A 14,801-nucleotide genomic window follows, 5' to 3' on the forward strand; every position below is an offset into this window, starting at 1 on the left:
AAAAGTTGAAAATAGCTGCAATTATTTGTGAATACAATCCATTTCATAAGGGTCACCTCTACCATGTACGTAAAAGTAAAGAGGAGCTAGGTCTTGATGCCGTGGTTGCTCTTATGAGTGGTAATTTTGTGCAAAGAGGTCTTCCTAGTGCCTACTCTAAGTATGAAAGAGCCAAAATTGCCTGCGAGTGTGGCTGTGACCTTGTACTAGAGCTGCCACTGTTCTCTTCTATTGCTCCTGCAGACATATTTGCGAAAAACGCTGTGACTATACTAAATAAACTAAACGTAATAGATTACCTAAGCTTTGGAAGTGAAGATGGTATAGAGACTCTTAGAAAAGCAGATGAAATAATGAAGGCTAAGAAGAATGTATTTGATGAGCTAATTAAAAAGCATTTGAATAGTGGCCTCTCTTACTCAAGGGCATATGCTCTAAGCTTTAATGAGCTAACATCAAGTGACATAATGAGTAAATCAAATAATATACTTGCTTATAAGTATATAAGTGCACTTGACGAAACAAAGAGCACGATAAAGCCATTTGCCGTGCAAAGACATGGCCCCGGCTATAATGATGAGTGCGATGACGATGGTATAGCAAGTGCAAGTCACATACGCTCTCTTATATATAAAGGTGAAGATGTAATGGGTTTAGTCCCAGCACTTCCCCAAGAAAAAATACTTGACTTAGAAAAATATTTTTCTTATATTAAATCCATTTTCATAAGAGAAAAGAATTTAACATGGTGTTTTGAATATGATGAAGACGCTGTAAACTATATTAAAAAATACATCTATGAGGCGAAGAGTTATAATGAATTTATGGATATGGTCTCAATAAAAAACTTTTCAAAGAGCAGAATCAATAGATTTTTATTATCAATGCTATTAAACATTTATAAAGATAGTGTTTCAAGAGACAAAGAATATGATTTTATAATTCCTTTATGTGCAAATGTAAAAGGAAAAAAAATTTTAAAAGAGATAAAAAAACATAGCAAGCTAAATATCATTAGCAAGTACAAAGATCTTGATAATTTAAGTCATGAGAGCAAGTTAGACCTTGAGATGACGGTAAATAATGATCAAATTTATTATCTGATGAAGGGCATGAACGTAAAAGATGCTTATAAGATTAATTTACTAAGTGTATGAAATATTTCTTAAAAATAAGACAATATATGATATAATTATTGTATAAGAAAAAAATAAAGGAGGACATATACATGAAATTACTAATTATCGGTGCAGGTCCTGGTGGATACGAAGCCGCTTTTAGAGCTGCCCAACTAGGAAATGATGTAGTTCTTGTTGAAAAGAACTTGCTTGGTGGCACTTGCCTAAACATTGGCTGTATACCAACTAAGACTATGGTTAAGATTGCTGATTTTTATAGCGAAGTACAAAATTCGGAAGAATTTGGCGTAAAAATTGATGGCTATGGACTTGACACTGAAAAGATTTATCAAAGAAAGCAAGATGTTATGACTAAGCTTAGAGATGGTATCGAGTACTTAATCTCTACTTATGACAACATCAAGCTAATAAAGGGTACTGCTTCATTCGTAAGTGAAAATGAAGTTAAAGTCGCTTTAAACGATGGCGGCGAAGAAAACGTTACTTTTGATAAGTGCATCATAGCAACTGGATCAAAGGACATAAAGCCACTTGAAGGCTGCGACCTACCAAAGGTTTTAAACTCAACTACTCTACTAAGCTTAAAAGAAATACCTAAGTCAATGATAGTTATTGGTACAGGTGTTATAGGTCTTGAGTTTGCGACTATATATGCAAGCTTCGGTACTGATGTAACTGTTATCGGTAACAATATGTTCAAAACAGCAGATATGGAAATACAAAAGAGACTTCAATCTATACTTAAGAATCCAAATCTAAAGTTTGCAACTAAGCAACACTCTAAGAAGATAGAACAATCTGGCGATATGCTTAAAGTAACTACTCAAATGGTTGGTAAGGATACTTTAAAAGAGTATGAAGCTGAATATGTATTAGTTGCACTAGGAAGAGCAAGCAACACTGATGGTCTTAACACTGAAGCTGCTAAAGTTGAAACAAAGGACGGTGGCGTTTTAGTTGATGAAAACTTAAAGACATCAAATGACAACATCTACGCTATCGGCGACGTTATATACAAGAACACTCAATTAGCTCACTTTGCTACAGCTCAAGGCTTCCACGTTGTTGAACAGTTGTCTGGCCTTGAACCAAAAACTGATCTATCCATCGTTCCAGCTGTTTTATATACAGTTCCAGAACTTGCTCAAGTAGGTAAGACTGAACAAGAGCTTGAAAAAGAAGGCGTTGAGTATGACAAGGCAAAGTCTATGTACCAAGCAAACGGTAAGGCACTTGCAGTTGGTGGAACAAAGGGCTTTATAAAGATACTATCTACAAAGGATCACAAGAAGATCTTAGGCTGCCACATCATTGGTAAAGACGCTGACTTATTGATCCACTACGCTGTTATAGCTATGGCTAATGGCTTAAGTGTTGAAGACTTATCAAATATGATATATGCTCATCCAACTATTGCCGAAGTATTTAAAGACGCAATAGAGGCTCTTGAAGGTAAGTCGACTAACTCACCTATGGCAAAATAATTTTATAAAAAAACAAAAAAATAAATGCGAAGGTATATGTACTTTCGCATTTATTTTTTTACTTTTCTTCTTTTTCTTGTGCTACTTGGCTTTCTTGACTAACACTAGCAGCCATCTTTCTAAGTTCTGTTCTGTTTTCGTTCAAAGTAGTAATCATTTCTTTTAGGTTCTCTTGTGCGTTCATTAGTAGCTTGTCAGAATATTCAAGCGAAGAACGCTTTAAGTTTGTTGATGCTACTTGAGCTTTGTTCATAAGATCTTTTGCTCTTTCGTTAGCTTCTTTTAATACTTCTTCCTTGCTTACAAGCTCTTCAAGTTTTAATCTTGTCTCTTTGATAATTTGTTCTGCATCTTTATTTGCTTCGCTAATAATTCTTTCTCTTTCTTCTTTAATCCATGCAGCTTGTTTTATTTCATCTGGAAGCTTTATTCTTAATTCGCTAATGATGTCTAGTAACTCTTCTTTTTGAACTAAAACCTTACTTGTTAGAGGTAGAGAACCTGCTGATTCAACAATGTCCTCAATCTCATCGATAAGACCTAATACATCCATTTTTTAACCCCTTTCGTATTTCTTTTTCAATCCATTTTCAACATTTTTTGGCACTAGTGCCGATACATCTCCATGATAGTATGCAATCTCTTTCACAATCGAAGAACTAAGGAAGTTGAACTTGTGTGATGCTACTAAAAATATAGTCTCTAAATCTTTATTAAGCGACTTATTCGCCATCGCCATTTGAAGTTCATACTCATAATCTGAAACGGCTCTTAAACCTCTGATAACGAAGTTCGTCTTCTCTTCTTCACAAAATGAAGTTAAGAGGCCGTCAAATGTCTTTACCTTAATCTTCTTCTCGTCTTTAAAAATCTCCTCTATCATCTTTTTTCTTTCTTCTATAGTAAATAAATGTTTTTTCTGTACATTAGTAGTTATGCCTATAATCAACTCGTCAAAGATGTCCTTTGATCTATTGATGATGTCTATGTGACCGTTAGTTATAGGATCAAAACTACCTGGATAAATAGCTTTCATTTAATTCCTCTTTATAAAAAATATTTTCTTGTCACCCATTGCTCTGATATCGATATCAAAATCATCGTTGCTAATGGTTTCGTTTAGTTCATAGTTCTTGTTTTCTTCTATAATAATCTCGCCACATTCGCTAAGTAAATTCATCTCTACTATAGTTTTAAGTACCTCATTTAGAAGCTCGTGCTGCTTATATGGTGGATCTAGAAAGATATAATCAAATTTTATCTCCTTGAGTGGACCTTTTAGTGCCCTTAAACCATCCACCTTCATAAGATTTATCTCATTAGATAGCCCCAAGCTTTCTAAATTCTTTTTGATTACAGTAACGGCTTCAAAAGAATTATCCACTAAATAAACATCCTTCGCGCCTCTACTGTAAAATTCTATACCAATCTGCCCTGTCCCACTAAAGAGATCTAGGACAGATGCATTTATCGCAATTGGCGATATGATATTAAATATCGTTTCTTTTATATTATCCAAAGTTGGCCTCGTTTTAAGACCCTTTGGTGCAAGTAACTTTCTTGATTTTAATTTGCCTGATATAACTCTCATAGCTGCCTCTTAATTTAAGATGATATCCTGTTTACTGTCGTAGAAGACTGAGTCCATATTGCTTAGCAAGGCTTCGTATCTATCTTTTTCATAGTCAATGTCGCCTCTTAGTATAGATAAGACTTCTTTGTTGATGTCATTAATCATCTCTGTATCTTTATCAAAGTCAAAGAACTTAAAATCTATAGCTCCATGCTGCTTTGTTCCGAAGAAGTCACCTGGTCCTCTTAGTATCAAGTCTTTCTTCGATATCTCAAAACCATCTGATGTCTCTTGCATAAGTTTTAATCTCTCATAGCTAATGTCATTAAGCTTGTCGTAAACAAGTATGCAGTATGCTTGGTCAGAACTTCTTCCTACCCTGCCTCTTAATTGATGCAGTGTCGATAGTCCAAACCTTTCCGCATTTAGTATTATCATAAGGTTAGCGTTGGCAACGTTAACTCCAACTTCAATTACAGTAGTTGATACAAGTATCTGTACCTTGTTAGCTTCATAAGCCGACATTATCTTGTTCTTCTCATCATTTGAGGTCTTGCCATGTAGAAGTGCAACATTGTAATCCTTGAAGTGTTCTTTAAGTTCCAAGTAGACATCATTTGCGTTTGATAAGTCTAGTGACTCGCTCTCTTCTATAAGAGGTGTGACTACATATACCTGCTTTTTATTCTTAAGCTCTTTTAATATAAAGTTGAAAATTCTTTCTTTATAGTCATATGACACAGCATAAGTCTCAACCTTTTTTCTTCCTGGCGGCATAGTCTTGATAGTAGATATATCAAGGTCGCCGTAGAATATTAGTGACATAGTCCTTGGTATAGGCGTTGCGCTCATTACAAGAGTGTCCGCGTATACTGATTTATTTGTTAGGTTAGCTCTCTGCTTTACACCAAATCTGTGCTGCTCATCTGTTATTACAAGTCCGAGATTCTTAAAATTCACCTTATCTTGAATGATGGAGTGAGTTCCGACAAGCATGTCTATATCTCCACTCTCCAGACAATCGTAGATATCTTTCTTTTCTTTTGCACTGATAGATGACGATAAAAGTGCTAGCTTTATGTCCTTGTCCTTAAAAATACTTTTAAGGCTCTCGTAGTGCTGCTTAGCAAGTATTTCAGTAGGCGCCATCATGGCGGCTTGGTAGCCATTGAGGTAGGCTTTATACATCGCATATACCGCAACTATAGTCTTACCGCTACCAACGTCACCTTGCACGAGTCTGTTCATCCTCTTATCAGCTTGCATATCAGCATTGATCTCATCTATAACAGTCTTTTGATCAAGCGTTAGCTCAAAGCCAAGGCCATTAATAAAGTCTTCTTCTTTATCAAAATGCTTGAATTTTATATAGTTTTCATCTTGAACTTCTTTTCTTAGGACTTTAAAGCCATATTCAACAGTAAATATCTCTCTAAAAGCTAAAGTCCTTCTTGCCTTATCCAAAGTCTCGTTCGAAGTCGGAAAGTGCAGTTCTTTAAGAGCCTCGTCTATGCCATACAAATCATAATCTCTAATTAAAATTTCAGGCACTATCTCTTTTACTAAGCCTTTTGTATTAAGTAGCTCAGTGACAATCGAAACTAGCTTTGAGTTATATAGGCCCTTTACAAGATTATATATGGGCCCAATGTAGCCAAGCCTGTCAGTATTTAAACTAGTATAAAATTCCGGATTAGAAAAGCTATATCCATATTTATTTTTACTTAATTTGCCAAAAAAGTAGTATGTTTTACCAGCTTTGAAGATGTTTCTATAGTAGTTCATACCAAAGAAGAATACTTTTGCACTATTTTTAGCATCGCAAACGTCAAACATCATCATATTTCTCTGCTTCATCATAGGCGAAGTTAAAACTTTTACCTTAAATAAAGCAGCCTCACTTAAGCTTTCATCAGAGATAAACTTAAGATTTTTCCTGTCCTCATACCTTCTAGGCCTATTTAACAATGCATCTTCTGGGGTATATAGACCAAGCTTCTTTAGGTACTCCTCAGTTTTGCTTCCTACTCCTTTGACCTCTCTTAGCTTCATTATTCCAATGAAATTATATAGTAATACAAAGCTTGCTTAGACTCAATTACTTCGAAGTCGATATCTTCATACTTTTCTTCAAGCTCTGCAATTAGTTCATCTGCTAAAACTTTTTCAGCATCTTCGCCTAAGTATAAAGTTACTAAAGATGTGTCTTCATCGATAAGCTCATCAATCATCACCATAGTAGTTTCGTTTAAATCTTCTGAGCTTGCAAGTATCTTTGATGAGCTGATAGCAAGGTAGTTACCTTTCTTTATCTCTTTGCCATCAATAGTAGTATCTCTAACCGCAAAAGTAACTTCGCCAGTTTTAACGCTTGCTATAGCGTCCTTCATAGCCTCAAGTATCTCATCTGCGCTCATCTCTTCATCAAAAGTAATCATAGCGCTGATAGCTTCAGGCATATTCCTTGTTTCAACAACATGTATCTTCTTGTCGCTAAGATCTATAGTTTGCTTAGCAGCCATAATGATGTTTTTGTTGTTAGGGAAGATGAAAATTTCATCAGCATTGATATTGTCGATGGCTTTCATGAAGTCTTCTGTAGATGGGTTCATAGTTTGACCGCCAGTAACTACTTCATCGACCTTTAAATCTTTAAATATCTTAGTAAATCCTTCACCTGAGCTTACAGCTATAAAACCATACTTCTTGTGCTCTTTTGCTGTATTAGCTTCTTCTTTGCTGTTTTTATATTCTTCTTCACTAAATAATATCTCGTGGTGTTGAAGACGCATATTATCAATCTTGATATCCTTTAGGTAACCAAGCTTTAGAGCTTCCTCAATTACTTGACCTGGGTTGTTTGAGTGTATATGGCACTTAATTATATCATCAAGAGCAACTACAACCATTGAGTCACCTATCTTTGATATAGTTTCCTTAAATTCATCAACCTTGCTAGTATCACCAGTGATAATAAATTCTGTACAGTAACCATATTTAATGTTGTCTGTAGAAATTTCTTTTCTGTTGGCAGTTTGCTTAGTCTTGTTTATATCTTTAACCTTGATTTCAAGATTTTCAGTTCTAGCTCCTTCTATCGCACCCTTTACGATGTAATAAAGTCCCTTACCGCCTGCGTCAACTACGCCTGCTTCTTTTAGTACACTAAGAAGCTCTGGTGTTCTATTTAATGACTCTTCTAAAGCTACTAGAGCATCGTCTGCGAACTTAGAAAGTTCTGTATAGTTCCTGTAATTTTTCATAGCAAAATTAGCTAGGTCTTTTGAAACTGTAAGTATAGTTCCCTCAGTAGGTCTCATTACAGCCTTATATGCAACCTCGCTTGCCTTTACAAAGCCTTCCATCAAAACTTCGATGTCAATGTATTCTTTGTCCTCTATAGCTTCTTTAAAGCCTCTTAAAAGCTGAGATAAAATTACCCCAGAGTTTCCTCTTGCTCCAAGAAGTGCTCCTTTGCTTAAGCCATTTGCTATCGCTTTAATAGTTTTATTTTCTTCTTTAACTGCATTTGTAACTGCTGACTTCATTGTTAAAAGCATATTAGTACCTGTATCACCATCTGGAACAGGGAATACATTTAGTGCGTCTACTGTTTCTTTATTATCTCCAAGAGAATTAAGTGCACCAATCAATGCTCTCTTTAAAACAAGTTCGTCAATTCTATTAGTACTCACATTTACCTCCTACTTTTTGTCATTTATTCTTAGTCCTTGGACAAAAACGTTGACATTCTTAACAGACATAGCTGTTTGCTTTTCAACATTATACTTAACCTTTTCAACAATGTTGTCGCATACAACTGAAATTTTTACTCCAAACTCTAAGACAACATATAGAGATATATCTAGATTTTTACCATCAGAGCTAACCTTAACTCCCTTAGATAAGTTCTCCATGTTAAGTAACTTATAAAAACCGTCCTTTGCATCAATTGCGCTCATACCTACTATGCCGTAGCTTTCCATAGCAGAAAGACCTGCTATCTTAGCGACAACATTATCAGCAATGTTAATAGTTCCTAAATCGTTAGTATATTGACAAGGCATAAATTTCCCTCCATTCAATTAATAAACTTTTTTAATCTTTTAACTAATTTATTCATACTCATATGTACTTATATTATATCATCAAATAGACAATTTTTAAAGAATTAAATAGAAATTTTAGCTTTTTTTGCCATTTTATTTAAAATTTATCTGTTTTTTATAAAAAAGGCTTGATTTTTATATAGAACTTTGTTATAATTAGGTAGTTAAAGCTTGAGAGGAGGTAAAGACATGGGTAGAGTTTGCGATATATGTGGTAAAGGAATGATTGCCGGTAACAAAGTATCTCACTCTTTAAGACATACAAGAAGAACTTGGAAGCCAAACCTAAGAAGAGTTAGAGCAAACGTTAACGGAACAGTAAAAAGAATAAATGTTTGTACTAGATGCCTAAGATCAGGCAAGGTACAAAGAGCCGAATAAAGAATTGCAGACTTTCTGCAATTTTTTTCGTTACATAAAAGAGGCAGGACGATTTTGTCTTGCCTCTTTGCGTATATAAAGAAAAGGTCGAAGCAGATGCTTCGACCTTCTTATATATGTTATCTCTTTATATATATGCTCTCTTTATAAGAACAATGTTGAAAACAAGAACGCTCTGTTCTTATGTGCTGTTACTACTGCATAGTCACCTTCTGCCTTGTTGCTCATAAGTAATGAGCTGCCTCTTGATACAGTCTTATGATCTAGTTCCCACTTTGCAGACTCTATCGAAACAGTGAAGTCTTCATCTGCTGGCACTAAAGAGAAGGAAACGATATCATATCTGTTTATAACTCTTATCTTGTCACCTTCATTAAGAACTTTTACTATTTGATCTCCACCAAAGACAGTCATATTTAAGTCTTTGCTATATGCTAAGACATTGTTTAAAACTGTCATAGTGTGGTCCACTCTGTTACCCATAGCGCAATATATGTCAACTTTCTTTATTTCGCACTTGTTCTTAACATACTCTAGCGCAAGTTCAAAGTCGGTTTTATCCTTTTCTCTCTCATATTCTAATTTAACTATGCCACTAGTCTCTAAGTAGAACTTAGCATCATCGTTAATACTATCTTGATCGCCTATATATAGATCAGCATCCATATCATACTTAACTAAGTGATTCAAACCGCCATCAACAGCTATAACTAAAGCATAATCCTTTACATCTCCAGTTAAAAAACAGTCTATCGGTCCATTTAATACTATTGCTATCCTATCTTTTTTCATTATCTTCTCAACTCCTCTAAATTTTTTTCTATCTCTGAATTTTTAAATGCTGCTGATCCTGCAACAAATAGATCTACACCTAAGCTTTCTAAGTATTTTATATTGTCCTTGTTCACTCCACCATCAACTTCGAGCATAATATCTTTTCCGCTCTCAACAATCATCTTCTTAACTCTTTTAATTTTTTCATCTACAGCTTTGATGTATGATTGACCACCAAAGCCTGGGTTAACTGACATGATTAGTATTAGATCAAGGTCGTCCATAACATACTTAAGAGTTTCTTCGCTTGTTGATGGGTTTAGTGATACTCCAGCTTTCATGCCAAGCCTTCTAATCTCATTAAGCGTTCTTTGCAAGTGTATTGTTGATTCTTGATGCACTGTAAGTATATCTGCTCCAGCATTTTTAAAATCTTCCAAATATCTTTCAGGCTTCTCAATCATTAGGTGGCAGTCAAGAATAAAGTCTGTGTTCTTTCTTACTGACTTAATAATTGGCAGGCCAAATGATATATTCGGCACAAAATTTCCATCCATAACATCAAGGTGTAAGTACTTAATACCTTCGTTTTTTAATCTCTCTAAGTCGTCTTTTAAATTGTAAAAGTTCGCTGATAGTAGCGATGGTGCTATCTCTCTCAAATTAATACCTCCTCTTTGCTTTTATCTCTTCATACATCAAAAGGTAATTTTTGTACCTTATGGATGAAATATTTTCTTCTTCGATTTGTTTTTTTATCTCGCAGTCAGGCTCGTTGATGTGTAAGCATGACGAAAACCTGCACTTGCTTTTATACTTATTAAACTCTCTGTAATAATTTTTAAGTTCATCTTCGCTCTCTAAAAAGTCTATCTCAAGCGAGGTAAAACCAGGCGTGTCTATGATATTAGTCATATCGTCAATAGAATATAGCTGCACTGACCTTGTTGTTTGCTTGCCTTTATTAAGCTTCATAGATATCTCTTGCGTCTTGATTAGCTTGTTCTTATTGAGATAGTTCATAATTGATGACTTTCCAACACCTGACGGCCCAGATAAAACTGATGTCTCGTTCTTTATTTTATCTAAGACCTTGTGTATGGACTCGTCATCATATATGCTCGTCTCAAAGACATCGTAGCCAATGTTCTTATACATATTGTATATCATCTCATCAAGCTTGATGTCTTTTTTATTTATTATAATTATAGGCCTAATCTTATTGTACTCAGCCATGACTAAAAACTTGTCAAGCAAGAGTAAATTTATACTTGGCGTGCTTATAGTCATAACTATCAATAGATTGTCAACGTTGGCAACATTAGGCCTTATTAATACGTTCTTTCTATCTACTATGCTTTCTATAAGGCAAGAGCCGTCCTTTTCTACGAAGTTTGCAATGTCACCTACAAGAGGTTTTATTTTTTGCTTTTTAAAGCTGCCAAACTGCTTTGCTTCATAAACACGTCCTTCGCTTTCAATGTAGAAAACACCCGATATAGATTTAATTATCTTCCCCTTCATTAGTTAGCTTGCTTTGTAGTTATATAAGTGTCATTCTTATAGATATCGAAGGTATCTCCTTCTTTAGCATTGTATTTAAACCTTACTTGTCCATCTTCTCTGCTAACAAGTTCATCATAAACAGTTTCTTTTACTCCACCAGAGTTTTTAACTATAGTAAAGTGTGTTTGTTCAAGTTCAGTGTCAGCTTGAAGGACGATGTCTATAACAACTGTGCTTTTGTCTTTGTGTTTCTTGTCTGCGTCAGAAGTTTTTTCATTTGTTTCACTGCCCTCATTGTTTTCTTCCTCGCTAGGTCTTTCGATCTTACCTTTTGAAACCACAAGGTCTATAACTTCATCCTTTTGAGCTGTTGAACCTGAGGCAATTGATTGCTCAGTTACAATATCTTTTTCGTAGTCTTCACTGTCTTTGCTTGTAATCTTATATTTAAGTCCTAAATCTGTAATTTCTTTTATAACTTCATCCTTATTTCTTCCTACGAACTCTGGAACTTGCACTTCATTTTGATTACCTTTGCTTACAACTACTTTTACCAATGAGTTTTTCTCAACTTGTGAACCTTCACTTGGTTCTTGTTTGATAATAGTTCCTTCGTCGTGCTCGCTGTCTTCCTCATAGCTTGGTTCAGCAAGCTTTAAGCCATATTTGTTAAGTATACTTTCTGCATCAAGTATTGTTTCGCCAACTATGTTTGGAACTTCAACACTATCTTCCGACTCAGATATAGTAAGTGATACCTTAAAGTCTTTTTTAACTTTAAAGTTTGCTTCTGGATCTTGCTTTGTAACTATATTTGCCTTGCCATCAGTCTTTTCTGTTGCTACTACTTCATAACTTAGTCCTAGGCTTTCAAGTTTAGATTTTGCAGTATCTAAATCATCGCCAACAAGGTTTGGCACTAAAATATCATCTGATCCCCCGCCACTTAAAGCTCCCTTTAAGTAGTTGTACCCAAAGAACAGACCCGCAACTAATATTAGTGCTGTTATTATACCTAAGAAAACACCTACTAAGCCATTTTCTTTTTTTCTTCTGCGATGACTTCTGTTTGATTGTCTCATTTCAGAAATATTTTCCTCCCTATTCCTATTTTTCTTATCAATTTTTTCTTCTCTAATTATATCCTCTTGCTTCAAAACAACCGTTTCATCATTCCAGTTATCATTTTGTTTATCATAATTAAAATCATCATCATCATCTAAGTGCAAGAAGTCAGATAATATCTCATTAACATTTTGATACCTTTCACTTTGCTTCTTCCTTGTACACTTTAATATTATCTTTTCAAGATTTTTATTCATGCCTGGAAGGTACTCAGACGGTGGAACTATGTCGTCTTGTATTTGCTTCATCGCTACTGATATAGGGTTGTCCCCATCATATGGCTTCTTGCCCGTTAACATTTCATATAGAACTATACCAAAGGAGTATATATCTGTTTTGTTATCAGTATATCCGCCCCTTGCTTGCTCAGGTGATATATAATGCACCGAACCAAGTACGTCTGACGTAGTTGTTACTGTTGTTGATGTTGATGCCCTCGCTATACCAAAGTCAGTTACCTTTACACTTCCTTGCTTAGTAATCATTATGTTGTGTGGCTTGATGTCTCTATGGATAACGTTATGATCATGTGCATCCTTCAAGGCGCCAAGTATTTGTATTGAATATTTTATAGCGTCGTCTTCTGATAACTTACCTTTGCTGTCGATTATATCCTTTAGAGTCGTACCATCGATGTATTCCATAACGATGTAGTATATAGTTTCCTCGTCTATCACATCTGTGCCAACATCGTATATGCCAACAATGTTTTGGCTTGAAAGCGATGCTGCCGCTTTTGACTCTCTATTAAATTTTCTTATAAATTCCTCATCATTAGCATATTCAGGCCTTAATATTTTTATGGCAACATATCTATCTAAAACTCTACATCTGGCTTTGTAAACTGTTGCCATGCCGCCATCGCCAATTTTTTCAAGAATTTCATATCTATCTGATAAAAGTTTTCCTATCATCTTATCCATTTCATCACCTCTAAGCTTTTATTGTTATTATAGTAACATTGTCTCTTCCGCCCATAAGTATAGCTCTATCCTTTAACTCCTCTGCAACTTTTTGCATCGAAATATTTTTATTCTTCTCAATTATTGCAAGTATCGAGCTATCTTCGACCTCTTTGTTAAGTCCATCAGTACATAGTAGAACTATGTCATCGTTTCTGTGTATAAACTTATATGTGTCAATGACAACTGTCTTCTCTGTACCAAGTGCTCTCGTCAAAGCGTTTTTGTTATCTATATTTTTTACATTAAAAATCTTGCTTCCTGCCCTTTTTATTAGCTCATTACCAAAGGTATGGTCCTCTGTTAGCTGAGCTATCTCGTGATCTCTAATAAGATATGCTCTTGAGTCACCAACATGAGCTATAAGGCAAGTATTTTTGTAATATGCACAAACTAAAACCGTTGTGCCCATGCCTTCGCAATCTTTATTAAACTTTGAATATTTGTAAATGGAATTGTTAGCGTTTACTATGCTAGTTCTTATAGCATCTTCAACATCGTCTATACAAACTGCATCTTTTTTATTTTTCAAGACATCTGCAATGGTATCAACCGCCATCTTACTAGCTAGTTCGCCTGCCTTGTGTCCGCCCACTCCATCAGCAATTACAAAGAAAGGGAATGGATAATCATCATAGATAAAAAAGTTATCTTCATTATTGCTCCTCGTTTTACCCTTATCTGATACATAACCAAGATTCACATAGACCACCTCCTATTGTTCAAGATAATTGTTTCTTAGTTGTCCACACGAAGCGTTTATGTCTGCTCCAAGTTCACGCCTAACTGTTACGTTGAAACCAAAGTCTTCTAAGTACTTCTTAAACTTATTAATATTCTCAGAAGTACTTGGCTCTTCATCGTACTCTTTAATTTTGTTAAGCGGAATTAAATTGATGTGTGACTTAATATCTTTTAGTAAATTTTTTATATCTAAAGCAGATTTGTAAGAATCATTAAGACCGTCAATCAAAACATATTCGAAAGATATCCTCTTATTAATCCTGGCCTGATACTCCTTAAGAGCAGGCACAAGATCTTTGAAAGGATACTTCCTAGTAATCGGCATGATCTTCTTTCTTTCTTCCTCGTCTGCATTATGTAAAGATATCGTTAGCGTTACTGGATAGTTATACTCTGCAAGCTTTAGTATCTTATCTGCTAAGCCGCACGTTGATATAGTGATGTTTCTTTTTGAAAGTTTCTTGCCTTCCTTTGCACTTATTAACTCGATAAACCTTATAAGCTCATCAAAGTTATCAAGTGCCTCGCCACTACCCATTAGTACTATGTTTGATACATTTATATTGTTTAATCTTTCTATCTCGTATATCTCATCGAGCATCTCTGACGCATAAAGGTTTCTTATTAAGCCTTTCTTTGTTGAAGCACAAAAGGCACATCCCATCTTACAACCAACCTGTGTTGATATACAGACCGTGTAACCATACTTATACTTCATCAAGACGCTTTCGATAACATTTCCATCGTGAAGCTCAAAAAGATATTTCCTTGTTTCGTCAAGTTTTGATTTTAGCTCTAAAACCTTGTGTACACCATATATCTCAGAGCTCATAGCAATCTTTTCTTTCAAATCCTTTGAAAATGTAGTAAGTTCATCTAAGCTCTTTATCTTTTGCTTGTGCAAGGCTTCAAAGAGCTGCTTGGCTCTAAATTTCTTTTCGCCCAGCTCTAAAAAGTATGACTCAAGCTCCGATATATACATATTGTTAATAATGTTTCTCAAG

General features: G+C 35.0%; 15 protein-coding genes. 3 read left to right on the top strand and 12 right to left on the bottom strand.

Annotation, left to right across the window (positions count from 1 at the left end; genetic code table 11):
- Positions 1–5 precede the first annotated feature (5 nt).
- Together KO172_RS07420 and lpdA are read left to right on the top strand one after the other, a co-directional pair.
- On the top strand, positions 6–1,157 hold the full coding sequence (locus tag KO172_RS07420; protein ID WP_215493006.1) for a tRNA(Met) cytidine acetate ligase: 1,152 nt from the start codon (positions 6–8) through the stop codon (positions 1,155–1,157).
- Between the two features lie 71 nt (positions 1,158–1,228).
- Positions 1,229–2,623 (top strand): dihydrolipoyl dehydrogenase, encoded by a 1,395-nt coding sequence (gene lpdA, locus KO172_RS07425; RefSeq protein ID WP_215493008.1) that lies wholly within the window; start codon positions 1,229–1,231, stop codon positions 2,621–2,623.
- A 58-nt stretch (positions 2,624–2,681) separates the two neighbouring features.
- On the opposite strand, the gene KO172_RS07430 is transcribed toward lpdA, so the two are convergent.
- Genes KO172_RS07430 through KO172_RS07455 form a run of 6 tightly spaced genes read right to left on the bottom strand, consistent with a single transcriptional unit; the run spans position 2,682 to position 8,263 of the window.
- On the bottom strand, positions 2,682–3,176 hold the full coding sequence (locus KO172_RS07430) for an ATPase (protein ID WP_215493016.1): 495 nt from the start codon (positions 3,174–3,176) through the stop codon (positions 2,682–2,684).
- Between the two features lie 3 nt (positions 3,177–3,179).
- The gene (gene coaD / locus KO172_RS07435; protein ID WP_215493018.1) at positions 3,180–3,659 is read right to left on the bottom strand and encodes a pantetheine-phosphate adenylyltransferase; all 480 of its coding nucleotides are present in this window, start codon (positions 3,657–3,659) and stop codon (positions 3,180–3,182) included.
- Positions 3,660–4,214, bottom strand: a complete 555-nt coding sequence (gene rsmD, locus KO172_RS07440) for a 16S rRNA (guanine(966)-N(2))-methyltransferase RsmD (protein WP_215493027.1) — start codon at positions 4,212–4,214, stop codon at positions 3,660–3,662. It lies immediately after the preceding gene.
- Between the two features lie 9 nt (positions 4,215–4,223).
- On the bottom strand, positions 4,224–6,248 hold the full coding sequence (gene recG / locus KO172_RS07445; protein WP_215493029.1) for an ATP-dependent DNA helicase RecG: 2,025 nt from the start codon (positions 6,246–6,248) through the stop codon (positions 4,224–4,226).
- Positions 6,248–7,891 carry a DAK2 domain-containing protein gene (gene fakA / locus KO172_RS07450; protein ID WP_215493031.1) on the bottom strand — a complete coding sequence of 548 codons (1,644 nt, stop codon included), beginning with the start codon at positions 7,889–7,891 and terminating at the stop codon, positions 6,248–6,250. The genes recG and fakA overlap by 1 nt, the downstream gene beginning before the upstream one ends.
- Positions 7,892–7,900: 9 nt before the next feature.
- Positions 7,901–8,263 carry an Asp23/Gls24 family envelope stress response protein gene (locus KO172_RS07455; RefSeq protein WP_215493033.1) on the bottom strand — a complete coding sequence of 121 codons (363 nt, stop codon included), beginning with the start codon at positions 8,261–8,263 and terminating at the stop codon, positions 7,901–7,903.
- Positions 8,264–8,494: 231 nt separating this feature from the next.
- On the opposite strand from KO172_RS07455, the gene rpmB reads away from it, so the two are divergent.
- Positions 8,495–8,686 (top strand): 50S ribosomal protein L28, encoded by a 192-nt coding sequence (rpmB, locus tag KO172_RS07460; protein WP_215493036.1) that lies wholly within the window; start codon positions 8,495–8,497, stop codon positions 8,684–8,686.
- A gap of 144 nt (positions 8,687–8,830) precedes the next feature.
- Here rpmB and KO172_RS07465 read toward each other — a convergent pair whose 3' ends face one another.
- Genes KO172_RS07465 through rlmN form a run of 6 tightly spaced genes read right to left on the bottom strand, consistent with a single transcriptional unit; the run spans position 8,831 to position 14,800 of the window.
- Positions 8,831–9,478, bottom strand: coding sequence for a thiamine diphosphokinase (locus tag KO172_RS07465; protein WP_215493038.1), 648 nt, complete (start codon positions 9,476–9,478; stop codon positions 8,831–8,833).
- Complete coding sequence (gene rpe, locus KO172_RS07470) at positions 9,478–10,122, bottom strand: ribulose-phosphate 3-epimerase (protein WP_215493046.1); 645 nt, start codon at positions 10,120–10,122, stop codon at positions 9,478–9,480. Before rpe ends, KO172_RS07465 begins: the two co-directional genes overlap by 1 nt.
- Position 10,123: 1 nt before the next feature.
- Positions 10,124–10,984, bottom strand: coding sequence for a ribosome small subunit-dependent GTPase A (rsgA, locus tag KO172_RS07475; protein ID WP_215493048.1), 861 nt, complete (start codon positions 10,982–10,984; stop codon positions 10,124–10,126).
- On the bottom strand, positions 10,984–13,014 hold the full coding sequence (pknB, locus tag KO172_RS07480; RefSeq protein ID WP_215493050.1) for a Stk1 family PASTA domain-containing Ser/Thr kinase: 2,031 nt from the start codon (positions 13,012–13,014) through the stop codon (positions 10,984–10,986). Before pknB ends, rsgA begins: the two co-directional genes overlap by 1 nt.
- A 10-nt stretch (positions 13,015–13,024) precedes the next feature.
- Positions 13,025–13,756: a Stp1/IreP family PP2C-type Ser/Thr phosphatase gene (locus tag KO172_RS07485; RefSeq protein ID WP_215493058.1), complete on the bottom strand. Its 732-nt coding sequence runs from the start codon at positions 13,754–13,756 to the stop codon at positions 13,025–13,027.
- Positions 13,757–13,768: 12 nt separating this feature from the next.
- Positions 13,769–14,800 (bottom strand): dual-specificity RNA methyltransferase RlmN, encoded by a 1,032-nt coding sequence (gene rlmN, locus KO172_RS07490; RefSeq protein ID WP_215493074.1) that lies wholly within the window; start codon positions 14,798–14,800, stop codon positions 13,769–13,771.
- Position 14,801 lies beyond the last annotated feature (1 nt).

This window comes from Fenollaria sporofastidiosus, from assembly GCF_943169635.2.
Taxonomy (GTDB): Bacteria; Bacillota; Clostridia; order Tissierellales; family Peptoniphilaceae; genus Fenollaria; species Fenollaria sporofastidiosus.